The following is a 23,949-nucleotide window of genomic DNA, read 5'->3' as shown; positions in this document are numbered from 1 at the left end:
GCGTGTGCAGTGGAGGTGTTGAAAATGAAACAGAGGCGCAGGATCTACTACACCGAGACTCAAAAGGCACTAATGTGGGAGCGGTGGCGAAAAGGTGACACCCTTGCGCAGATTGCCAGACTGTTTGATCGCTACCACTCAGCAGTACAACGAGTTCTCGCGAGGAATGGCGGGATACAGCCAACGCCACGACACCGCTCCAGGCTCGCTTTGACGATTGCCGAGCGAGAAGAGATTTCGCGCGCAGTCGTCGCCGGCCGGTCGATTCGCTCAATAGCGGCGCGATTAGGCCGCGCTCCTTCTACTATCAGCCGCGAGCTCCAGCGAAATGGTGGTCGACAGGACTATCTGGCGACCCAGGCCGACCAACTCGCTTGGGAGCGCGCACGGCGCCCAAAGACATGTAAGCTCGTCAGGAATCGGACACTCGCCCAAGTGGTGGCGAGCAAGCTCCGATTGCAGTGGTCGCCAGAGCAAATTGCGGGTTGGCTCAAGCACGTGTATGCGGTCAACAAGGACTATCAGGTGTCGCACGAGAGCATCTATCGGAGCCTCTACATCCAGGCCCGTGGCGCACTCAAAAGAGAGTTGCTGGAACACCTGCGCCGTTCTCGAGCCATGCGGAGGTCGCGCCACCATACACTGAAGACCGAAGACCGGACGAACATCCGAGATGCTGTATCGATCAGTGAACGGCCTGCCACTGCGGAGGATCGCGCAATACCAGGACACTGGGAAGGCGATCTACTATTCGGCAGCGCCAACAGCCAGATTGCAACACTGGTCGAACGCCAGACCCGGTTCGTGATGCTTGTGAAGATTGCGAGCAAGGACTCCGAGGCTGTCGTCAACGCTCTGATCAAGCATGCCGGCAAGCTCCCACAGGAACTCTACAAGTCGCTGACTTGGGATCGTGGCACGGAGATGGCCGGCCACCAACGTTTCACCGTGGCCACGGACATCCAGGTCTACTTCTGCGATCCTCAGCATCCGTGGCAACGCGGCTCCAACGAGAACACTAATGGTTTATTGAGACAATACTTCCCGAAAGGCACCGATCTGTCGGTCTATTCGCAAGCTAAGCTCAACGCCATTGCCAGGCGGCTCAACGAACGTCCGCGCAAGACACTAAACTTCGATACACCGGCTGAACGATTCCAACAAGCTGTTGCATCGACCGGTTGAATCTGCACTTCTTACAAGATCACTTCACATCAATTCCGTCACTATCTGAACACACTGGCGCAACGAGGAGGGTTGGGGCAAGGGGAGATAGCGCGATGGTCCGGACGCATCGACGTGCGGCAAAACCGTGCGTACGATCACATGTCGGAATTTGAGCTTGTTGATATGCTGCGCGTCCACGACAGTGATCTCAGGCTGGATCGCCCCCTCCAGGAAATATCAGAACGACTTGCTGAGAAGCTGCCAATGACGCAGCAGGAGTTCAATGCGCTGGCCATGCCGACAGCCCACGTCACTGAATTCGGCTTCTGCATTCATGATTACGTGATGTCACCGTGTCAACGCTTCCGCGACTGTCTGAACTGCACTGAGCAGGTGTGCATTAAGGGAGATCGCCGGCTGGATCGTCTGCGTCATCGCTTTCAGCAAGTGTCGGAACTCGTGGATCGCGCGGAACACGAGATCGCTCAAGACACAGCTGGTGCGGATCGATGGTACGAGATCCATCTCAAGACCAAGACAAGATTAGCCGAGCTGCTTTCCATACTGCAGAATCACGACATCCCAGATGGAACCATTGTCAGCTTGCGGGATGGCAGCGATTTCAGCCCGTTGCGGCGCACGTTGCGTGGCCGATCGAAGGCGCTGGAATCGTCAACGCCTCCTATGCTGCGCCGCAAAGGGGGCTGAGATGGGACGGCATCTCAGAGACGCTGATATTCTCCAGATCGTGGAGCTTTTGGACGGTTGGAAGGATGGTCTGACATGGGAGGCCTTAAGCGAAGCCAGTTTGCGCGTAGTTGGCATGAGCCCGACGAGACAGACCCTGTCCCGGATCGTGCGGATACAAGACGCATTTGCCTTAGCGAAGGCGCGGATCAAATCTGGAGGTGGCGAGGCAGGGAAGGCGCCGCATTCCATCCGCCTCGCGGCGGATCGCATTAAGCGGCTGGAAAATGAGAACGCTCGCTTGAAGCAAGAGAACTCGGCGTTGCTGCAGCAGTTCTTGGTCTGGCAATACAACGCGCACGTCAGAGGTATGTCACAAGAGGAGCTGGATCGGCCATTGCCTCTTGTGGACCGAGCAGTGACAGTACCGCTGGAAGTCAGAAAGCAACGCGCTGCGACGAAGCAAAAGAACCGGCCCTAAATTCGCAGATACCGGTGGGTGCCGCTATATGGCGGAATCATTTCAAGGCCACGGACATGAGCACGTGGCGGTTGGCAATGCGGCGACGCCCGCCGCGCAGCCTTCACATCGTTTGCCGGACGTCACCACGCAGTGCCTTTGCTGTGGGTACTTCAGGCACTAATGCCACTTTCTCTTGATTTGCACTGAATGCCGTCCGCGCTGTTGAGATATCGTGTCCACCGTCAGATCACGATGTCGCCGTTTAGCGTGAAGATAGCGCATTCCCCCAATCCGATGATCTTGCAGCCTCCTGCGTTGGGGTACACGATAGATTCGTGATGATGACCGTGGAAGGCCCTGCGTACGCCGAGAGTTTCGATGAGAGTACTAATTTGAGAAAAGCCGTGCGGATGGCATGCTGGCGCCTCATGGGACACCAGTACATCGGCGTTTTGCCCCGATAGATCGCAAAAGGTGCTCCAGAAGATGCTGCTGCGATGGCGGCGAGGGAGACCGCCGCGCCAATAGTTCCCTTTCCCGCATTGGAGCAAATACTCCTGCTCGCTAGCGTAGCGAGGGGCATCGGGCGGCATCCACACTTGCCCGCGGAAGATTCCGCCGAGACCTGCAATACGAACTCCCGCAATTCTCACGACTCTGCCGTGCAAGTTTCTCTCGGCCAATCGTGAACCATACAGGTTGTCGTAGTCAGCGTCGCTATCCGTATCATGATTGCCTGGAACCCACCAGACATCCGTTATCTGCAGCACATCAGCAAGCTCCTGGTCCAGTGGTCTCCGAGCCTGAATATCTCCGGCGAGGACAACTGCATCTGGGCGGTGCTGATGGATAGCATCAATTAGATGCTCGAACCTCCCATGCAGATCACCGCAGAAAAAAATCTTGCCTTCGTGCATAAGCCCGCATTCTTCTTCTGATAGCCCGATACCTTGACCACTGCTACGGTCAAGGGTTGACAGCCAAGTTTCGGCGCATCGCCTCGCTTCGTACCGCCATCAGACTCGTCGCGGCATCTCTGCAGCGGCGAGTCTGGTGGCGTGACGTGCATCACAATGAACTGCTCACTACGAAGTCAGCATACTACTGATCATCTACGACCACCTCCTCACAGCCAAGGCACCGGTGAAGCAGCGAGTCAGCGAACATACCACTCCCGACGCGTGCACGATGCCTGTGGCCTGTGTGGGAAGGAATACCTTGCACCCCGCACCTCGGTGTGACACTCAAATCCTGACCGATCCCCTAACGTCCATTCCTCAACTTTGGCCAGTTTCTCGAGGCTCCAGCAGCCACTGGCATGCATCCCGCCGGGGACAAGAACATGCACCACACCAACTCTATCCGGAGCATTGGCCAAAAAGTCCACTAGCGTCTCGACTGAAGAGGACAAAATCCACTCTATGCCCGTCAATTCGCCTCCATTCATATGCTTGACCTCAAGCAGCAGACTTGGCCGGATCTCGTCTACGCCGACATGCTCCCAGGCTTGGGCAGGAGCCACAAGGGCCTGAATCGCGGGATTTGAATGGCGCCAGCCTTCAAGCGTGAGGAACACAGATCTCTCCATAAAATTGAACACTATAGATTGTAGTCCTATAGTGTTCAATTGATCGAGATTCTGGGATTTGCGCCTGTAGATCCCATGACAACCAAAGAGAATTTCGGTCTCGCCCTCCGGGCTGTGCGGCGGCTGCGAAAAGTTCCCCAAGAGGCGCTTGACCAAGTCTCGAGCAGAACATATGTCAGTAGCCTCGAACGAGGACTTAAGAGCCCGACACTCGATAAGGTAAATTCAATCGCAGAAGCGCTAGATATCCACCCTCTGACGTTGGTGGCATACACGTACCTGCGTCAGTCCTCGATAGCGGACCAGCAGGCACTATTACGGCGAGTGCAGACAGAACTAGCGGAACTCGCTGCGAACGATGCCAACAGGTAGACTTGTTGATTTTGCATGGCCGCGTTCAAGGAATCTGAATGGCTGTTCAGGGTTGTGGATTCAACCGGTGGCATCGTGGCCGTCAGAAGCGATCGGCCTGGACGAACTGGCGCAGTGACGGGGCCGAACTGCCGGTAAGGGCAGTCAGGCTATTCTTGACCCGGGACTTGAGCGGGTGGTTGCATCTCAGATGCCGCCTCGATAAACGTCGCAGACGTGATAGTGCGCATTGCTGAAAAAACCGGACGTGTTGTGTAACGCCAAACGTCGGTCCAAAAGGTCGGCCGGTTCTGCTGCCCTTGCTGCAATCTGTTGGTTGACCTCAGCAAGTTCGCTGCGCGCGGAGCGTGCATCCATCATTTTCTCGTGGCTCCAGAATGCGCGGCTCTGGGAGGGCGAGAGTCCGAGTCTTCCGACGGCCACCCACGTCAGCGCGCGCACCACGCTTATGATCTGCCCGTAAGACACTGAAGCTACGAGGTGGCATCCGTTGCTGATATCAGCGGAAGATTGGCGCAAGGTGCACCCTGGGCGGCAAAGCAAAAAAATCGAGTAGTCTGTCTCGTGTGTTCCCCAAAAATGGCGCCTCTTGGCGGAGGAGTTTGAACGACATGCCATCCCGAGTGGAGGAAGCAGAGATTGTCGATCGCTGTGTCGCGGTCGCGTTGCTCGGTGCTGCGGGGGCTTTATCGCAGCGCGAAGCGAATGTGCTTCGGCTTGCCGCGATGATTTTGCGGCCGCGGTTTCCCGCCGAGTCCGAAAGGCTTCTGGCCGAGTGCGATAGGTACTTTCTGTCGCATCCTGCTGACCTCGTCGAGAGTGCGCAGATTGTCCGGAATGGGTGGGTGGCGAGCCCTTCACGCTTCAGGGATATGTTGGAGCTTCGACTGAACTGCCGCCTAGGTCGCCTAAGGGCATCGCGTATGGTCGAGTAAGGTTATCGGGATTCGGCGGCGCCTATCGATCTATAGCAACCCACACCTGGTGTCTGACACATCAAGTTTCTGCTGGCGCGACCAGCCTTTGTTGAATGCGGTCAAATTCCAGATGCATCTATCATTAGCCGATGAGCAGCGTGTCATCTGCGCTAGGTTCGGCGCCCAATTCACCGAATGCGACATGCGTCTGAAAGTGGGCGTGTCATCGAACGTGGTAAGCAGAGTCCGCCCACTGAACGGTATGCGAATCGAGGGAGATCCGGGCACGACAGGCCGGTTTATCTGGGGTGGCGAGACATTATCCGAAGACCCGGACTTCTTCGTTCCGCTGCATGGCGAGCATCTCCATCAATGGGCTCCACTGGTCTTGCCGTACCTGGCGCTGCCGGCGGGATGGCGATTCCTGATTGCCGAAGGTTACGCGGATGTTTGGCAGGATACCCGTCTCCTCGCCTGTTAGAGGCCAGTGGCGATCTGACGGGTGTATCTGGCCGAACGCGGAAGTTCACCGGTCGCCAGGCCCTTAGCAACCACGGACTCCCGCTTTCGACCCTTATGAGTCTTTCGATGAGCAGTGCTGAACGGCCGCTTTCAAGGGGTGGAAATGGCCACGGAGCGCTTCTCGGCTAGCAGTACAGCGGCCATGATAGTTGTGCGTACGGAGAGGGCACTGATCAGCCCTACCCCTGTTCCGTCAGCATATTTGCGTCACCCTACGTAGCGCTCCGCTGGCTCGGACTCGACCCATCCGAACTTCCATCGTGCGCTCTGGCTTGCCCCTCCGGGCCTCCGGCTATGGGCAGGCGGGCAGCGCCCGCCTTTTCTCCCGCTACCCGCCGGCTGAACCAACAAGGTTTCTCAACCGCAATTGTGCGGTGCCCAGGCTATCGACAACCAGTTGCAGCTTTCTAAGCTGTTCTGCGTTTTCCAATAAAACGCTCCTGCGAGAATTGAGATCCTTAACCATCAATATGGCTCTGAAGGCTGCGGTGCTATCGCCACCAACGATTTTATTATTCTGCAAATGCATACATCCACCAGGCCCGTGGTAGGTATAAGGGAATGGGAAGAGTTCTGTTGGTATTGACGCCCCGATTTGATGGGTATCATATTCTTCAACGTCAACCCTCTCGAACTTGAATGGCTTGTCTATTCCACCGTCAATAACGCCATAGCAGATAGAGGCCATATTTCCGCCCGTGCAGTCGAATAAGGTCGGACTATTCTTTGGACCGCCACCTTCCAAGGCTCCCCGATGCGGGAATCCAATTAGAAAAGCAGTCTCGGCATTTATCTTGCCAAGCCAAGCATCTGCATCTGTTTTCAAAACAGATTGCCACTCTGCGAAAGTTCCGATATACGTCTCGACCTGAGCTTTAGTCGTTCCGTCAGGTATCTCGAGAGCTTTATGCGCGATGATTAGCATGATCAGGCCCGCCTCAATAGACGCATATAGCGGAATGCCTAGCGGTCGATCAGACTCAGGTTCCTGGTACTTTACGACTCGAGATAAACCCAACGTTAAATCGTTGGTTGCGAGTTCGAATAGCCTCCGGAGGCTGTCGTCTAGCTCCCCGGCCGCGCGGATGCCCCTCATATAGTCGGTCAATGTTATGATTGGGCCGATAAGATCGGCTTGAAGTGCTGCGCGTGTATTTGCGCGATTGCTATCTCGTATATATTTTCTGAGCTCGCGAATTTCATCCAGGATGACGTCGAGCTTGCTTATTACTTTTTGTAGGTCCTCGGCGATCTGCTGCTCCCAACGGTTGGAGCCGAGGATCATGCTTATAACGCCGGCACCGAGGCCTTCCGCAGCAGAATTTGCGGCACGTTGAAGTATTTCGTCCCAATCTAGATTATTTATTGCGTCGGCTATGACATTGCCGGCGAATGGTTGTAGTTCTGAAATAAATGTTTGGCTATCGAAGCGATATTTCAACGGTATTGACGGATGTTCAAGTAAGTTCACGGTCACCCTCCCAAACGACGCACGATTATTTTGCTTCTGGTACATCTCTTTCATAGACGACCCAGGCTCGTTTGTCCATGCTCGGTCAAATGTTCTATCATCTGACCACCACAATGGCGTCACCCTACGCAACGTTCCAGGTCGGGCTCTCGTGCTCCTTCGTCAGCGATCCTTGTTCGAAGCCGTGCAGGCAACTACGGATGTCCTGCCCGGCGTGGCATCTAAGCCCCCCGCTTGGGCACGGACGACGATGATTGGCGCCTCCCGGCGTTGACGGCACTACTACAGGCGGAGGGATTGGAGAAATCGAGCGCAGCAGGCAGATCCTTCCCCAACTCCGTTTCGGCCATCGACAATTCGAGGCCGGATGACTCAAACTGGCCGGGACCGGTCGTAGCGACTTGGCGCAAAGGGCCGGAGGTCGATCGTTCCCGAGTTCAACGCGGCGGAAGTGATGGCGCCGCCAACCCGTAGGCCGCGGCTGGACGACGCCGCGGCCAGGATCTTCACAGACCGAGTGCCATTCCGTCACTGCGTGGATCATGTGCCCCGGTCATGCTTCCGTCCGCATCGATGCGGATCGCCCCGGGATGGCCGGCAAGCTGACTCTGGGCCGAAAGTCGGCTGAGTTCGTGTCCACGCCTTGCAAGTTCCGTGAACACCGGCATGCCCGCGTCCTGCTCCAGTGAGGCTATCCCGGCTGTGGGAGAACGTCTTGCCCAGCAGGAAGCGCGGGCGGCGCAGGGCGGTGAGCGGGTCCATGCCGTAGTCGATCAGCCGTGTCAGGACTGCAGCCAGAGTCTGTGGCTGGCCATCGGCCCCCTGCGTGCCGTAGAGCGGGTGTGGCTGCCCGTTCTTAAGGTAGATGCCGGGGTTCAGGGTGTGGAACGGACGCTTGCCGCCCCGCAATACGTTTGGGCTCGCCGGGTCGAGACTGAACGCCGCGCCGCGATTGACCAAGGAGACATCGACCAAGTACGGCGCCAACACGCCCAAGTAGGACATGCATGCGACCGGCAAGCACGGCGAGTTCGCCAGGTCAAGGCGCTGATCTCCGAGGCAGCGACGGCAGCGCTGGCTGACTGATCGACCTGGTACGTCTGGTGAGTGAACCGGACAAATTATGAAAAATGCCGCGCTTCCGAAAGGAGTGCGGCGTTTTTCACTCTAGTAATTTTTTTGGATATCGTTTGTAACTGGTTAATTTTTCGGACAAGTATTTGCGAATTTTTTAAGCGCGGGCTGTATGGCATGCCACCAATGCTTGGAGAAATTCACGGCCTCTGCGTTAGCTCCGAAAGATCGCGATGCGATGATTCCTATCGCAAGAAGATCTCCGTTGCTCTCCCTGCATAAAAGCGGACCACCAGAATTACCGGGGGTTGCTGGACACCGCAATATAAACTGCCATTCGCTGCTCAAATCCTTCTCCAAGGGGCAACGAGACTGCCACCACAGTTGATCAACGGATTTGCTTCCCGGATAGCCTGCAACTTCGAGAGCAGTACAAGTTAGCGCTTCCTCTACGGTGTACTGCCATGTAGCAATCGTTCCAACCTTTTTCCCTAGCGGGTCGTCAAGTTTTATCAATGCCCAATCATCGCTTATGGAGTTTCCTGATTCCCCCGCGTCTACTACGACGCCCGTAGACTGATAAGCGAAGCTTTTATCCTGCGATGGAGAATTTCCGACATAAAACGAAACCTGGACGCCAATAGCAGATCTCCGCGGTCTATCGTCCGAGCCTGTAATCACATGCTTAGCAGTTACAACCAAGCAGTCGCTTGTTAGCCATCCTGTCCCTCGATTGAATCTAGACTTTGTTACGTTAGGAAGACGTACAACTCCGATTGGGTTATATTCCGGATGCGCATGTCTATCTATTGGCGTACGAGGATCGGACCGTTTCAGAGATTTATCGGTGTAGCCAGGATTCGCTTTGAGTTCTTCTATCCTGGTGAGCTGCCGCTTTGTAGCGGCCTGCTCCGCAAATTCCTCGGCTTCCAGCTTCAATACCTCAAGGGCACATTCTCGAGTTTTTTCAGTACAAAGTGTGCAGGTTCTCGGCCGATGTGCCCGAGAACAGATTTCTTGATAGTCTTCGTTGGATGCGCGCGCCATATCTAGAATATTTTTGGCCGCGTCTGCATCTCGCTCGAGCCAATTTGCTTGGCACGCATCATCTTTTAAGGCGCACGTTTTCAAACAGGCGTTAGCGTCCCGGGCTACTTTACACCAATTCCATACGTACGAAGCGGCCGTTGCACTTCCACTAGCTAAGAGCAGAAGGAAGAGTGGAAGAAGATTTTTCATCTGAATCCCCGACGCCTACGGCCGTATTCAAGCGCGATGTCGAGCATGCACCATACATGAGCAGGTTTGCTTGCGCCTGTGTGTGATGCCGCACGCAACTCTTCCCTTGATCTGAAGAATTGCTGAAAGCAGTGCCAAGAAAGAGCAGTCCGGACCGACGGTCACCCAGATCCCAAGCAGTTCCACTGCCCAATCGTTATCTGCAACGAGTGCTGCGGTAAGGAGAACCACTTGTAGCGCGTGCGGCGGGACCGGGCCTGTACGATGAGGACTGATGAAGCAACTCGTGGCGAACCGCGCGGCATAACGCCCGCTCCCGGAAGGGGGCGCGCTCTATTCTCCTACTTCTTTTTTTGCTTGACAGGAAGATAGACCGAGGTGGGTCCGCAGCGCCGGCTTTCCGCCGTCCGCCTCAATCTCGCTCAGGGGCGAGGGCACTCGGGCCAGATGATTCGCACTAGTCCCGACTGGGCCAACCTAGATGCCGCGGCGCGGGCCCGGCAGTCCCAGAACGACCCCAAAGGGTCGGTCGCCACGCCACGAATCGACGACCGCTATCGAAGCAATTTGACTGAGGGCGCGAACTAGCTTGCGGCAGCAGCCCAACACGCTGTTTAAGCAGCAGCGGCCGGCGCCGCAGCAGTAACAAGAGCCTTGATAGCCGCGATCCTGTCGCGCAGAGGCGAATGGACAAGTGCTGGAGACGCAGTAGCCGTGAGATGAACCGGGTTGTGACCTGCCTGTTGAATGGCGGCCAGAACCAGTGCAAGTAGCCGCTTTCCTTTGACGTGCTCAAACTTCACTCCCTGAGCCAGCATATCGGTGGCAGATTGGACACCATCCATCTTCCTCAATGCAGTATCCTTTAGACTACTTCTCTTCTGCGCAAATTCAGCCCCAAATACAGCGCTATTTGCGGCAAGAATGGTTGTCAATATTTCTTCGGCATCGGCTTGAGGAATGCCATAGACGGCAGCAATATGATCGGCTTTCAAGAACGTGTGTTCAACATCCGTCAACGGAGTTATGAATGCCGTCGCTCTATCAGGAAGCTTTTTCGATTCCCTTTCCAACCACCATGCTTTCTCTGCGTCCGTCATACCATCACCATCGCGATGTATTAAAACGTGTGTGTTATCTCCCTGTCGCGTGAAATAGTCCGCGATGGGAAATGCAGCGGCGAGATTGTTAACGCCGTGAAGCGGCTGAAGGAAATATTCATCTTCATTAAGTCCATTCGCCTGAAGGAAGATTTTTAGCTTCGCTACCTTTGTATCCTCCGTCAGGACGACGATCCGGCGCTGACCCGCATGAAGAAGTTCAAAGCTATCTAGCGCGCCTAAATCTAGAAGAACCGAAAGGTTGCTCCTGTCCGCACCGCTTTGCTTCCCGCCGCCTTTAAGCCAAATAATCTGTGTCGTTTCTTCACGCGCGAGAGCGTCGAACATATGGCGACTGTGTGTAGCAAGAATGATCTTAGTTCTGCCGGCTTCGGCGATGCGTTGTAGCGTCAATGCCAAGAGCTTCTGGTTCGACGGATGCAAGTGAGCGTCGGGCTCATCAAGGAGCAGTAATGCTGGGTCGTAGGCCGTTACATAGGCCACCAACTGAATAGCCTGCAGTACACCGGTACCGACCATTTCTAGCGGGACAGTTCGATCATCCTGGTGTACCGAGATATCAATGTACAGGTGCGCTTCTGGATCGAAAGTCGTTGAGATCGTCAGTCCAGGGAATACAGATGCAATTACTTCGTGAAAGCGGGTCAGCTTCTCATTATCTTTGCAGATCCGGTACAGGACATTGCGAAGGTAGACGTTCGAATCACCTTGAGCAATCCCATTCGCGACGATTGACGCTGTCCTCAGTTCTTCTCGTAGCGCTACTCCGGCTAGTCCGGGCACAAAAACTGAAAACGGCTGACTACGGCTAGCTGCTCGAATGAAAAAGGTACTTTCATCTTCGAAGGTAATGGCTATGTTAGCGTTCTTTCCTCTACGAAGCTTTAATTTAAACTCTCGATGCTCAATCGAACCAGCATCCGTATAGGTGAATGTAAACTCCGGGCCGGTCTTCGACGTAATCGGACCTCCATGATGAAGCTTAATCAAATCTCCGGTTGGTTTATAGATGAATTGATCAAAACCAAGTGTATTCATCGGCTTTCCTCCATCGGCTGAAAGGCGCGCCGATTGCAGGACCGTAACCGCGAAATGGATGGCCTGAAGAAGCGAAGACTTTCCAGAATTATTTCCACCAACCAATACGGTCATCGAAGGCGTAAGCAACTCAATTTTTTCTAGGCGTTTGAACCCCAACACCTCTACAGCCTGTAGTTCCATTATTGCCCTCTTTTTTAATGCATTTTTATTTGGTAAATATGATTGTATCGCTGACTCCGCGATATAATATATCGATTTGGTGCAATCAGAAAGCAGTCGTTAGGATGAACTGTCCATCCGTCCGCTTCTGGCCGTTAGCAGCCCGTGGCCACCATGCCCCACTCATATCCGCTGCGCTCATGGTTCGATGTCCCCGAACGGCTGTCTGAGCCAATTCCAGTTTGTCAGGCAATGGGTGCGGCTCAAATCGCGTTCCGCGAGGCGGCCGCGTTGCTGATTGGCTCCCCCTATATGGTGGCTGACACGTGGCGGATTCCGTGGCAGCATTGTTCGATGGCCAAAATTTGACGACGGCCGAAGACATCGCTTGCCGGCTAGGTCGAAGCTATTCCTAAAAGAGGAACGCGCAAATATCCGTGGGCACACGGCAGGCGGCATATACCGTAAGTGTGACGCGAGACAAAAGATGCCAAAAGGCGCAGCCACAGTGGTCAGGGTCAACCCACGTGAAGCAACATTAAAGAGGAAGCTGCGGACGCACCTGCGCACCTTGGGCTTCACGAGATCCGATACCGGAATTCTTCAGGCGCCCGGGAACGGCAAGGAAGCGATTCGTTCCCTGCACCGCGCCCAACGACAGGAACGGCTTTCCGCGAGCGAACAGTTTGTTGCCCAACGGGGTGCCAACCTGATGCGACACTTCGCATCGGGCATGGAAGTCGACCCGCAGAAAATATCGCCCGTGCTCGAACGCGTCTCATCGGGCACCCAGCATGGCGATCTCTTCCGCCTCGCATCGCTGTCATGGTCCGTGCCGGTTTCCAGCGGATTTGGCCGGCGTCTCCGATACCTCGTCTGGGACGAACACAACGGAAAGCTGATGGGACTGATTGCTATTGGCGATCCAGTCTTCAATCTTGCGGTACGGGACAATTTCATCGGCTGGGACACGCACGACCGCAGTGCCCGCCTGGTGAATCTGATGGACGCCTACGTGCTTGGGGCACTTCCCCCCTATAACACGTTGCTCGGCGGCAAACTGGTGGCGTGCCTGCTGCGTAGCCGCGACCTGTACGACGACTTCGCGCGTGCCTATGGCGGTTCGACCGGTGTCATTTCCGGGGAAGAAAAAAAGGCGCGCCTGCTGGCCATCACCACCACATCGTCCATGGGGCGATCTTCGGTCTACAACCGACTCAAGCTCGATGGCGTCCCATACCTCGAGCCCATCGGTTACACGGGCGGTTGGGGGCACTTTCATATTCCGGATCGGCTGTTTGGCGAGTTGCGCGACTATCTGCGAGATATCGACCACACCTACGCCGACCAGCACGCCTTTGGCCAAGGGCCCAACTGGCGCCTGCGCACGACGCGTGCAGCGCTTGCATCGCTCGGTTTCAAGGATGACCTGCTCAAGCACGGCATCCAGCGCGAAGTGTTCCTCAGCCGGCTCGCGAGCAATGCCACCCGCATCCTGCAAACCGGTAAAGGGCGACCCGATGTGGCCGGCCTGCTTTCGGCCAGGCAGATTGCAGCGTCGGCTGTGGACAGGTGGATGATCCCGCGGGCGATGCGCCGCCCGGAGTACCGCACCTGGAGCGCAGCGAACCTCATTGAGCTTTTCGGCAATCAGGCCCGGCTGCTGCGCAATCAGGTCGAGGCCGAGCAATCGTACAGGCGGGCCGCTGGGCGCTAGACGCAAAGCATAAGACGAACCCAGGCGCGGCGGCAGATTTTTAGGGGAGAGGGGCTGTGGAGTATGCCTACGACGGGGTGACGGGCAACCTGGAGTCTGCGGGACAGGCGCGCGGCTCGCGCCGCTATACCTGTCCGGTCTGCGCGGCGCCGGTCAATCTGCGCGCCGGCGCCTTCCGGCAAGCGCATTTCTCGCACTGGCCGGGGTACGGGTCGCCCGCGTGCGAACGGTTTGTGCCAGGCCAACAGGGCATTCATCCGCACGGCAAAGCGGGTAGCGTCGTGGCGAGCCGGCGGAAGATGGAACTGCGTCTCTGGATTCCCCCGGCCCCGGAACGAGCGGCGTGGCAACTCGAATTGATCCTCCCCTCCTGCCGGGAGTGTGCGGCCGTGCTTACGCTTGACGTTGGCGCTCGCCTGCAACACGTGAACATGCGCGGCATGGGGTCCCCCCGTCGCGTCGGTGCTGACCCGTCCGTGGCGCCATACCGCATCGTCTCCTTTGAAGGAAAGCCCGATCCCGCGTTCGTCAACGGCGTGGAGCCCGAGTGCCCGGGGTTGCCTGCGTCCGGGGCCGTTGCATTCAGCGCGTCGGGAAGCGGTGAACTCAGAGGGTTTCCCCGCGCGCAGACCTTGCGGCACGGCCAGGCGTTCGCGCTGCTTTGGCATTCGCCAGCCGACCCGGATTTCCCGGACGAACTGGTGATCGAGCCGTTAGGTGACCAGAAGGGATGGCGCCTGGCACTCGCCACCCTTCCAGACGAGCCTTCCGAGTCCTGCGTGGCGTGGCTGAAGACCTTCACCGGGCTTCCCATGGCACCGCCCTTACCCTTGATCCTGCCGGTCTGGCCATTCTTCACAAGACAGGGCAGCATCAACGCAATCGATTGCGTTCGCGCAGAGGTGGTCGTAGTGTCCGCGCTCGGGATGTCACCGGCCGCGTCGGGCACGGGCCCCGCCATGCAGGCCCAGATTCGTACGACAAAGCGCACCGCCATTGGCGTGGAGGCATCGCCTGCATTTTTTTCGCTACGCGCGGAGGGTGCGAACTTTGTCAGGGTGGCCGACGTCTCGGATACCGACAGCGAGGCCTTCCTGGACTTTTCCTTGCACGTGGCTCCCCCAACATCGGTGCCGGCTGTCGAACTTGCATTCCGGACAGCCGAGGGCGATCGCCGGCTCGTCGCGCTGCACGCGGCGAGGTCTGCCACTATCGCGGCCGAATTCAGACGCACAGGGGTGGTTCCCGAATATCTTTCCATGCCCGCCGGCACGCCGGGCGAGCTGCGCGTCGATGCCGCAGGCCGATTGCGCACCTATGCGCTGCGCTTTGGAAGCGAAGCGGCACCGCATGCTCCTCACATGCGTCTTGCTGATGCCCAGACATTCCCCACGCTGGTGGAGGTATGGGGCAACGCCGCCTATCGCCTCGACATCGATTTCCACGGATTCGGCCGGCTGCGGCTTGAAAGTTTCGAGGGGGGCGCACAAGCCACCGCGCAATGCGAACTCCCCGCGGCACTGCGTACGCGACTGCGCTGCTTTCTTTCCCAATTGCATGTGTCCACGCGGGTGGCGGTGGACGTGATGGGGGACGATATGGGATTGGTGCACGCGTTTGCGGCGGCCAGGCCGCGGCCGGGGCTGATTCCGCAATACCGCTCGCTGGTGAAGGAACTTCTCGCCTGCGGCTTTGAACTTGAACGCCTGCAAGAAGGGGCCATGATATGAGCTACCAGTACAGTAAGGAGGCCCGGGAACGGATCCGCGCATTGGGGCAAGCGGCCATCGCCGAGTTCATTGTGGAGGTGCCGCAAGGTGTACGCATGACCTTGTATCGACGCTTCCCGAAGGTCGATGGTTTCAGGCCCGGCGAGCAGGCCGAGCTCAAGGCAAAGCAGAAACGCTTGATCAGCCTTCTCACGCATCCCCAGGCCAGCCCCAAGGGGGCGCCTGAATGGGAGCAATTCGCCCGTACTTGGGAAGCGTGGGCGATAGAGCGCCTGGGGCGGCCGCTGCCGCGGGGAGACGACACGACGCTGACCGCGGAGGCCGGTCTCGCCTTCCTGCGTGGCCTTGTCGAACACTGCCCGCAGACTTCTCGTGAAGACGTGGCGCGACTTTTTGCATTCAGCGGATTCCCCGACCACTCGGATGTGGAAACGGCGCTTGCACGTTTTCGCACGGCCGCCGTGCTGGAGCGAGATCGGATGCTGGATGGCATGCCCGTCCGGCTGGCCGGCATCGAAGCCAGTGTGGATGCGATCGAAGTAGGTGCAAGTGCCGCATCGCAGCGAATTGGGCGAGTCGAGGCTGCCTGCAACGCGCTCGCAAGGACAGTGGAGCAAACGCGCAATAGCGAGGCCGAGCGCACCACCGAACTATCACAGTTGCGTGGCGTCGTGGATGACAAATCCGGCCGCCTTCGCCAACTCGAGAACTCTGTCGGAGCACTGGGTACGGCCGCACGCCAATTGGCCGAGACCGCCAAGGACGCAGTTGCCAGGATCGCCGCCCACGATGATGCCTTGCGCGCGCTCGACGCACGACACGAAGGCTTCGCCCACGCGCTCGCCGAGGTGACTTCGATCAGTTCAGCCGTCGATGGGCTTTCCGTGCAGGGTGCCGGCTGGGCGGAACTTGCCGCATCGGTGGCCGACCTGAGCACACGCTTGGCCGGCCAGGAAGCTTCCCTGACATCTGCGCGTGCTGGGGCAACGGCCGTTCAGGGCGATGTCAGCCAGTGGGCCACCCTCGTGGAGACCTGCCGCGATGGCGCATTCGTTGACCTGCATCGCGTTGAGGACGTGTGCGACGCGATCGCCTCGAACCTGCAGGCGACCGGTGTCACGAAGGGCGCGGCGATCTCTATAGCCCGTCAGAGTGTGGCCGCACTCGTCGCAGGCCAACTGATTCAGCTATCGGGTTCGCTCGCCGATCTGATGGCGGATGCCATTGCCGCTGCGATTGGTGGGGCGGTCCACCAGGCATGGCGCGTGCCAGTCGGGCTGATTTCCGATGAGGTGGCTGCCGAGTGTATGCGTTCCGTTGCCGGCAACTCAGGATGCCTGGTGCTAAAGGGCGCGAATCGCTCTGCATTTGAAGTGTATGGCAGTGCCATTCGGGACATCGTCGTGCGCCGACAGTTTGGCCTGGATGATGAGAACGGCTTTGCGCTAATCGCTACCTGGGCCCAGGGCCCTGCAACCTTCAGCGAGGGCGGCACGCTCGCCGAACTTGGCCCCGTGTTTGATACGGATGCGCTTGCCATGCGCGGCGCCTTTGCACGATTGCCGCAGCTTCGGTATGGACGTCTTGCCCGAAAGGCCTGGTCGCAACTCGACGGCATCGACACAAAGGCCGGCTCGCCGGCATCAGGTGAGCTGGAAGCGCTACTGGACGAGGCCGCCTTTGGGGGCGGCGCGCTATGGCGGCGAATAATCTATCGGGCCGGCGCGATGCTGGGCAGCATGCCGCAGGGAAGCCCGGAAGCGGACATTCACGCTTTGCTCACGGCGTGGGCACTTCCCTGGGCCAAGGCCTCCAGTGGTCCGGTCGAGGATATCCGCAAACTCGCTGCGCGCGAACTGGCGGCGCGGCAGACAGACGAAGCGGCCTGAGGAGGATACGTGATGCAATGGCAGGCCGTCTCGCGCGACAGGGCGTGCAACATCTTGGCAGCCGGCATGCAATGTGCGCTGGGAGGCGAGGGTCTGCGCATATCAAGCGTTGCGGAATGCTTGCGCGCCATGCTGTACCAGTGTTCGGCGCCCACCGAGTGCGATGGCGCATGGGAAGCGCCGACTTCATTGCGGGTGACCGGCATGGTCCGGCGCAGGTTGGTGCCGTTGTGGCCGGCCCTTGCGGGGCCAGGTGAGCCGACCCGCCCGTCTGTGCTGGAAGTCCTGGAGAGCCTCGCCGAACTGGGCGATATGGTCAGGCTCGAAGGCGGACGATGGCTTGCCGCGCCGGTCCATGCCGTGCGCGCTGCGACTGGGACAGCGGTGATCCTCGGTGGTGGTCCGCTTGACGCATTGCCCCGCAGGCTGGCGAGCAACATTGCGGTGGCCGGGCGGGCCAGGATTCTGTCGCTGGCCGGAAGCGAAGACATGGTCGAGCTTTGGGAGCCAAGCGCATGGATCGGCGCGCCAGTCGAAGGCCTTCATACCTGGTCACAGCGCTGCATGGCCGAGGCTGCGGTGCGCCTCACGGATGCGCCTGCCGATATGGGCGAAGTCCAAGTGTATCTGCGCCGTGAATGGGTGCCTGTCGCGCAGTTGCCAACGATGGAAACGGGAATGCTGCTGGGTCGCGCGCAGATCGGCGCGAGCCGGTCGTATTTCCTGGGCAGGTTCTCGAATAGGCGTCTGGGCCGACTTGCCACCATCGGCGCAGAGCAAGCCAGACGTCTGCGTTTCAGCCTGGACGCTCAGGCGCACTGCTGTGTGCGGATCGAAGCGGTGCCATCCAGGGGGCTGCTCAGGCTGCGGCTCGCGCGTTGGCTGCCGCAAGAGGAGGCCCGGGTGTTGCAATTGGGCTGGAGGGTTGCTGCGCCGGAAGGCGAGCGATCCGCATTCGCGCATCACGTGTTTCCGGCGCCGGTATTTCCGATCGTCCGGCAGGCATTCGAAGGGCTAGGCATCGTGGTCGATGAGCGGGTGGAGGAACTCGCGCAAAAGAGCAAGGAAATGGGCGAGGGAACGGGTGAGCGCATGGCGGATCGCGGAGCCCAACGCATGAATGATCGCAAAGGACACAGATGAGCGCGACAAAACGAGGCGAGGCGGCCGGGGTACACGAAACGGCGAGAAGCCTAGCGGACAACCTGCGCCAGTACATCGAAGCGCAATATCACATCCGGGACGAGGGGCTGATCCGCGAGCGCCACGCTCTCCTTGAGCAGGATGCGACGGTCGCTCAGAGGCCATATGTGGAGGCTACGCCTGTCTACAAGGTTAGCGCCCCCTACGAGACGCTGCCGATCCCCCAGCCCGCCATCGAGGCGCTGACGGCGTTGGCGGCGCTGGATGTCGGTATCTATCCGCGACCTTACGAGCACCAGGCGCAGGCACTGACGTCATTTCTGGGCGAGGAAGCTGCGGACCTGGTGGTCGCCACCGGCACGGGGTCAGGCAAGACTGAGAGCTTTCTGATGCCGATTGTCGGGCAACTGGCCATCGAGCGAGCCGAGCGACCGGCATCTGCGGCACTCCTTGGGTGCCGGGCGATGCTCCTCTATCCGATGAATGCGCTGGTGAACGACCAGCTTGCACGCATCCGGCGGCTGCTGGGCAATCAGAAGGCTGCGAAGGTGCTGACGCGCGCCCAGTCGCGGCCGGTACGATTCGGCAGCTATACCGGGCGCACGCCCTATCCGGGGCGGCGCACCGCCGCGCGTGATGATCGCTTCGTCAAGCCGCTGTTCGAGGAGTTCTATCGCAAGATCGCGAGTGATACGGCGTTGCAAAGCCAACTTGAAAAAATCGGCCGCTGGCCGAGCAAGGATCTCGACGCCTTCTATGGCGGTGATCTGGTTCAGAGCAAGACCTACGCATCGGGCAAGAAAGCGGGTAAGTCGTTTGTCGCGAAACATTGGGACGAACGGCTCGTCACGCAAGACGATGACCGGGAACTGATGATGCGCCACGAGATGCAGCAACGCTGCCCGGACTTGCTCATCACCAACTACTCGATGCTCGAGTACATGCTCATGCGCCCGATCGAGCGGGACATTTTTGCGCAGACCCGGGACTGGCTTCGGGCCGATCCACGCAATGAATTTGTCCTAGTCCTGGACGAAGCGCACATGTATAGAGGTGCGGGTGGTGCCGAGGTGGCGCTCCTCATCCGGCGGCTGTGCGCGCGCCTGGAGATCCCAAGAGAGCGGATGCGCTGCATTCTCACCAGTGCGAGTCTGGGAACCGGGGAGACGGCAATCGCCGATGGCGAGCGCTTCGCCCGCGACCTGACAGGGCTTTCGCAGACCTCGACGCGACGGGTGAAGGTCATCCAGGGCACCCGGGAACTACGCGCCCCCGCGCGGCCCGCCACCCGGGGAGAGGCGCAGGCGCTGGCGGCCTTTGATCTGCTTGCCTTCGAGAACGTGGCCGAAGATCTGGAGGCAGCGCGACAGGCCGCGAGGGCGTTGGCGCGGGAGCTCGGCTGGGGCGAACCGGGCGCAGGCGACCATGCCGCGTTCCGGGCGTGGCTGTTCGAGGCGTTGACCGGCTTCGGGCCGCTCGAGACGCTGATCGAAACGGTGTCAGGCAAGGCGGTGAGACTGGATGCGCTGAGCACGCTGCTGTTTCCGGAGTGCGAGTCCGGGATTGCGCAGCGGGCGGCTGATGCACTGCTGGCGCTGGGCAGCCACGCACGACGAGAGGACGGTCGCGTGCTGATCCCCACACGCCTGCATCTGTTTCATCGCGGGTTGCCGGGGCTCTATGCCTGCATGGACCCTAGTTGTTCGCAGCGCCTCTCCGCCAGGGACAAGCCAACGATTCTTGGTCGGCTTCACACGACGTCGCGCGGCCAATGTTCTTGCACCGCAAAGGCGCGTGTGTATGAGTTGTACACGCACCGCGATTGCGGTGCGGCATTTGTGCGTGGCTACGTCAGCGCGGGCCTGGACTTCGTATGGCATCAGCCCAGCGGCCCGTTGTCTGCGAGCGAAACTGTGGATCTGATCCCTCTGGACATGCTGGTCGAGGAGGGTGTCCACCCGCGCAGTCGCCACAAAGACATGTGGCTGCACGTGGCGACGGGTCGCTTGTCGCCGGTCAGGCCGCCGGATGCCACAGGATTCCGGCGGGTGCGGGTTCCGGACAAGCCCGCAGCGGCCGGCGCAGAGATGCTGTTTGACGATTGTCCGGTGTGCATGCGCCCCACGCGCGGGGGGCGGGATGAGCCGTCCAAGGTCATGGACCATGTGACCAAGGGGGAGGCGCCATTCACGACGCTCGTACGCACGCAGATGGAGCGTCAGCCGCTAAGCCGTACGGTCGACACTGCGCATCCCAATGGCGGGCGCAAGGTCCTAATTTTTTCCGATGGTCGGCAAAAGGCCGCACGGCTCGCCCGCGATATCCCGCGCGACATCGAGCTCGACGTATTTCGGCGCGCGATTGCGCGCGCCTGCAGACGGCTCGAGGCGATTCGCCAGGAACCCAAGCCGAATCAGTATCTATACATCGCGTTCCTGTCCGTTCTTTGCGACGAAGACTTGCCGATCTTCGACGGCATCGATGCGAAGAAGGTCGCGGCGGGGCGAGCGGAGTTTGTGAGCGAATGCGACGGTGAACTGGAGCAAGCCTTCGGTGGCTTCTCGCTGACCGATCCGATACCCTCCCGGTATCGCATTGCAATGCTCAAGCTCCTGGGCAGTACCTACTATTCGCTGTCCGGGACAACCGTTGGCTTTGTCGAGCCCGCCAAGGGCAAGCTCCTGAAACTCAAGGAAAGCATGAAGGCGACAAGCGTCACGTTGACCGACGAAGACGTGCGCGCACTGGCGGTCGCCTGGATCGACGGGCTGCTCCAGGAATTTGCCTTTGACCCGTCGCTCGATGCATTCCTGCGCAACAAGGCCGGCGGATATTACAAGCCACTGTGGGGAAGCAAGGGGCAGTTTGTGCGCCTGTTTCGCCAGGCGCTTGCCAGGCGTGCGGGCTGGAGCCAGCCGGCGGTCGAAGCGATAGAGGCCGCGCTTCGCGAGCAGTTGGCCACGGAAAAAGAGGGTCTGTGGTTTCTCGCGCCGAACGCCCTGCGCCTGACGGTCGATCTGGCGCACATCTGGGCGCAGTGTCCCGAGTGTACGGTGCTGACGCCGCTGGCGCTTGGCAAGACATCGTGTGTGGCTTGTGGGGGAGAGGGCGTCAAGCTGGTCGATCCTACGACAAGCGATTACATTGCCGCGCGCAAGGGATTCTGGCGGCAGCCAGTGCAGGAGACTCTGGATGGAGGGAAGCTTTCGAACCTGAGCGTCGAGGAACATACGGCGCAGCTCTCCAATCGGGATCGCAGCAGCGTTCATGCCACCACCGAGCGCTACGAATTGAGATTCCAGGACGTGCTGATCGAGAAGGACGATAGGCCGATCGATGTGCTCAGTTGCACCACCACCATGGAGGTGGGTGTGGACATCGGATCATTGGTGGCAGTGGCGCTCAGAAATGTCCCGCCTCAGCGCGAGAACTACCAGCAACGGGCAGGCCGGGCGGGGCGGCGCGGCGCCTCCGTATCGACCGTTGTAACGTACTCGCAGACCGGACCACACGACAGCCACTATTTCCTGAACCCGGCACACATCGTCGCGGGCGCGCCGCGTACGCCGGAAGTCAAGGTGGACAACGAGAAGATTGCGCGCAGGCACGTGCACGCCTACCTGATCCAGACGTTCTTCCATGAACGGATGGACCAGGGCGACCGTGGCACGGGAGCACAGACTGCAAGTCTCGAAAAGGCGTTGGGCCCGACGCGAGTTTTCTTTCATGGGGGTAGGGATACCAGCCTCACGCTCAAGACGTTCGAGGCGTGGGTGTCCCGGCGCATCCTTGCCGCCGACGGCGATTTGCGCGCATCGGTGGCGGCATGGCTGCCGCCTTCCCTGGATACTGGTGGGGCAACTATCGAGCAATGGCTCGCCAAAACGAGCGCGGCATTCGTGGCGGATCTCTATCGCCTCGGCAAGGGCGTGCCGCATCCGCCGGCACAGGGGATTGGGCAAGTCGATGCGAATGATACGAGCGAGGGGGGGGATCCAGGGGGCGCCGACGGTGTACCTGTGAGCCCGAAGCTTGAGCAGGAAGAATTGCTGGAGTTCCTCTTCTTCCACGGGTTGCTGCCCAGCTACGCCTTTCCGACCAGCCTGTGTAGCTTTTTAGTCGAAAAGATCGAAAAGAATCCGAACGGCGTGACGGAGGTGCGTACGGTGCAGCGACCGCAGCAGTCAATCTCGCAGGCGCTAAGCGAGTATGCGCCCGGCCGGCTCATCGTCATCGACAAGAAGACATACCGTTCCGGCGGCGTGTTTGCGGACGTGCCGCCGACCGAGACGCACCGCGCCCGGCCCTTGTTTGCGAACCCCAGGCGGCTTGTTCACTGCGAAGCCTGCTCGTTTGTCCGCAACCCGCATGCCGCTCACGCAGCGGACAGTGCCTGCCCAGTATGCGGTGGGGCGCTCAAGGAAGAGGCCATGATCGAGCCGGAGGTGTTCGGCCCGGAAGCCGCGCGCGAACTGCTCGAGGACGATCGCGAGCAGGAGATCACCTATGCCACGATGGCGCAGTTTCCCCAGCCGGTGGATCCTGAGGCCTTCGAGTTTATCGAGTGCGGTCCCAACGCGCGCTATACCCATGCCACCGACCGCAGGCTGGTGACGGTCAACCAGGGCAAGGAGGGTGGGCCGCTGGGTGGCTTCTCGGTGTGCGTGGACTGTGGCGCGGCCAAGGTCTTCGATAGCCACGCTCCGGCCGGCGGTCCCCACGAGCGCCCGTACAAGCTCTTGGGAGCCCAGGGGGGAAAGCCGTGCGTTGGCGAGTACCGGCGGGTGCTGCTGGGCCACGATTTCACCACGGACTTGCTGCTGATGCGGATTCGGCTTGCGGCACCGATGGTGACGAACACGGCTGAACCCGTCGTGCTTCGCATGCTCGAAGGTGCGCTCCACACGATTGCCGAGGGGCTGCGGCTCGCGGCAAGCCGGCATCGGCAACTGGATCTGGACCCTGCCGAATTTGGTGCAGGCTTTCGGATCGTGCCCGCGCTGCAGGATGGCGCCCGCATGGTCGACCTCTTCCTGTACGACACGCTCTCGGGTGGGGCAGGGTACGCAGAGGTCGCGGCCCGCAACTTACCCGAGATTCTCGAGGCCACGCTGGAACTGCTTGAAGGCTGCGAGTGCGACACCTCGTGCACCGAGTGCCTAGACCATTTCCACAACCAACACATTCAGAGTCAACTTGACCGCAAGCTCGGTGCATCCTTGTTGCGCTACGCGATTCATGGCGAGGCCCCGCAATGCGCGTTGCCTGAGGTTCAGGCCGAGAGACTGTATCAGCTGCGTGCCAGTCTAGAGTTGGATAGCTTCGTATGCGTGGAAGGGGGGGCACCGGATATGCCGCTAGTGGTCGAGCGCGGCGGTCGCCGACTTGCGCTCGGCTGCTATCCGGGGCTGATTGGACGGGCAGATTTCAAGCACTCGGTAACGTCGGCCGGTGGCATTGACGACCATCTCGCCCTTAATGAGTTCGTATTGCAATCGAATCTTCCGGACGCACACCAGCAGGTACGAGAAAAATTCCGGATGGCGTGAAGGGGAAGCCGTGTTGAACTGGGTGAGCCACGTCTGGTCGTTCGCGCACGAGATGTAGCACGGTGAGACTCGAAATCAGTCAAACAGGGATAGAAATGAG

General features: G+C 59.3%; 15 protein-coding genes and 1 pseudogene. 10 read left to right on the top strand and 6 right to left on the bottom strand.

Annotated elements, in window-relative coordinates; translation table 11 throughout:
- Positions 1–24 precede the first annotated feature (24 nt).
- The 3 genes from AC1DOX_RS00195 to AC1DOX_RS00185 all read left to right on the top strand — a co-directional run bounded on the left by AC1DOX_RS00195 (position 25) and on the right by AC1DOX_RS00185 (position 2,335).
- On the top strand, positions 25–1,185 hold the full coding sequence (locus AC1DOX_RS00195) for an IS30 family transposase (RefSeq protein WP_477101343.1): 1,161 nt from the start codon (positions 25–27) through the stop codon (positions 1,183–1,185).
- 141 nt (positions 1,186–1,326) lie between these two features.
- Positions 1,327–1,875 carry a hypothetical protein gene (locus tag AC1DOX_RS00190; protein WP_441623329.1) on the top strand — a complete coding sequence of 183 codons (549 nt, stop codon included), beginning with the start codon at positions 1,327–1,329 and terminating at the stop codon, positions 1,873–1,875.
- A 1-nt stretch (position 1,876) separates the two neighbouring features.
- The gene (locus AC1DOX_RS00185; protein ID WP_441623331.1) at positions 1,877–2,335 is read left to right on the top strand and encodes a hypothetical protein; all 459 of its coding nucleotides are present in this window, start codon (positions 1,877–1,879) and stop codon (positions 2,333–2,335) included.
- A 224-nt stretch (positions 2,336–2,559) separates the two neighbouring features.
- Here AC1DOX_RS00185 and AC1DOX_RS00180 read toward each other — a convergent pair whose 3' ends face one another.
- Positions 2,560–3,234 (bottom strand): metallophosphoesterase family protein, encoded by a 675-nt coding sequence (locus tag AC1DOX_RS00180; protein WP_441623333.1) that lies wholly within the window; start codon positions 3,232–3,234, stop codon positions 2,560–2,562.
- 746 nt (positions 3,235–3,980) lie between these two features.
- Here AC1DOX_RS00180 and AC1DOX_RS00175 point away from each other — a divergent pair.
- Positions 3,981–4,277, top strand: coding sequence for a helix-turn-helix domain-containing protein (locus AC1DOX_RS00175; protein ID WP_441623335.1), 297 nt, complete (start codon positions 3,981–3,983; stop codon positions 4,275–4,277).
- 186 nt (positions 4,278–4,463) lie between these two features.
- On the opposite strand, the gene AC1DOX_RS00170 is transcribed toward AC1DOX_RS00175, so the two are convergent.
- Positions 4,464–4,634, bottom strand: coding sequence for a hypothetical protein (locus AC1DOX_RS00170; RefSeq protein ID WP_477101342.1), 171 nt, complete (start codon positions 4,632–4,634; stop codon positions 4,464–4,466).
- A gap of 627 nt (positions 4,635–5,261) precedes the next feature.
- Here AC1DOX_RS00170 and AC1DOX_RS00165 point away from each other — a divergent pair.
- Positions 5,262–5,675, top strand: a complete 414-nt coding sequence (locus AC1DOX_RS00165; RefSeq protein WP_441623339.1) for an immunity protein Imm33 domain-containing protein — start codon at positions 5,262–5,264, stop codon at positions 5,673–5,675.
- Between the two features lie 369 nt (positions 5,676–6,044).
- Here the strand turns inward: AC1DOX_RS00165 and AC1DOX_RS00160 are convergent, their stop codons facing one another.
- The 4 genes and pseudogenes from AC1DOX_RS00160 to AC1DOX_RS00145 form a co-directional block, all read right to left on the bottom strand.
- Positions 6,045–7,241, bottom strand: coding sequence for a hypothetical protein (locus tag AC1DOX_RS00160; protein WP_441623341.1), 1,197 nt, complete (start codon positions 7,239–7,241; stop codon positions 6,045–6,047).
- A gap of 452 nt (positions 7,242–7,693) precedes the next feature.
- A pseudogene (locus AC1DOX_RS00155) lies at positions 7,694–8,141 on the bottom strand (gamma-glutamyltransferase); the annotation flags it as partial.
- A 246-nt stretch (positions 8,142–8,387) separates the two neighbouring features.
- The gene (locus tag AC1DOX_RS00150; protein WP_441623343.1) at positions 8,388–9,500 is read right to left on the bottom strand and encodes a trypsin-like serine peptidase; all 1,113 of its coding nucleotides are present in this window, start codon (positions 9,498–9,500) and stop codon (positions 8,388–8,390) included.
- A gap of 614 nt (positions 9,501–10,114) precedes the next feature.
- Positions 10,115–11,842, bottom strand: coding sequence for an AAA family ATPase (locus AC1DOX_RS00145; RefSeq protein WP_441623345.1), 1,728 nt, complete (start codon positions 11,840–11,842; stop codon positions 10,115–10,117).
- Between the two features lie 466 nt (positions 11,843–12,308).
- Between AC1DOX_RS00145 and AC1DOX_RS00140 the strand changes: the two genes are divergently transcribed.
- From AC1DOX_RS00140 to AC1DOX_RS00120, 5 genes are read left to right on the top strand one after another with little or no spacing between them, the layout of a single operon-like run.
- Positions 12,309–13,538 carry a Druantia anti-phage system protein DruA gene (locus tag AC1DOX_RS00140; protein WP_441623347.1) on the top strand — a complete coding sequence of 410 codons (1,230 nt, stop codon included), beginning with the start codon at positions 12,309–12,311 and terminating at the stop codon, positions 13,536–13,538.
- Between the two features lie 56 nt (positions 13,539–13,594).
- Positions 13,595–15,268, top strand: a complete 1,674-nt coding sequence (locus AC1DOX_RS00135) for a competence protein CoiA family protein (RefSeq protein ID WP_441623349.1) — start codon at positions 13,595–13,597, stop codon at positions 15,266–15,268.
- Positions 15,265–17,157 carry a hypothetical protein gene (locus AC1DOX_RS00130; protein WP_441623351.1) on the top strand — a complete coding sequence of 631 codons (1,893 nt, stop codon included), beginning with the start codon at positions 15,265–15,267 and terminating at the stop codon, positions 17,155–17,157. The genes AC1DOX_RS00135 and AC1DOX_RS00130 overlap by 4 nt, the downstream gene beginning before the upstream one ends.
- Positions 17,158–17,169: 12 nt before the next feature.
- Complete coding sequence (locus tag AC1DOX_RS00125; protein WP_441623353.1) at positions 17,170–18,300, top strand: hypothetical protein; 1,131 nt, start codon at positions 17,170–17,172, stop codon at positions 18,298–18,300.
- Positions 18,297–23,849, top strand: a complete 5,553-nt coding sequence (locus tag AC1DOX_RS00120; RefSeq protein ID WP_441623355.1) for a DEAD/DEAH box helicase — start codon at positions 18,297–18,299, stop codon at positions 23,847–23,849. The genes AC1DOX_RS00125 and AC1DOX_RS00120 overlap by 4 nt, the downstream gene beginning before the upstream one ends.
- Positions 23,850–23,949 lie beyond the last annotated feature (100 nt).

This window comes from Cupriavidus sp. 01L415, from assembly GCF_056400065.1.
The sequence above is the reverse complement of the archived record's forward strand: the minus strand, read 5'-3'. Positions and strand labels throughout refer to the sequence as shown.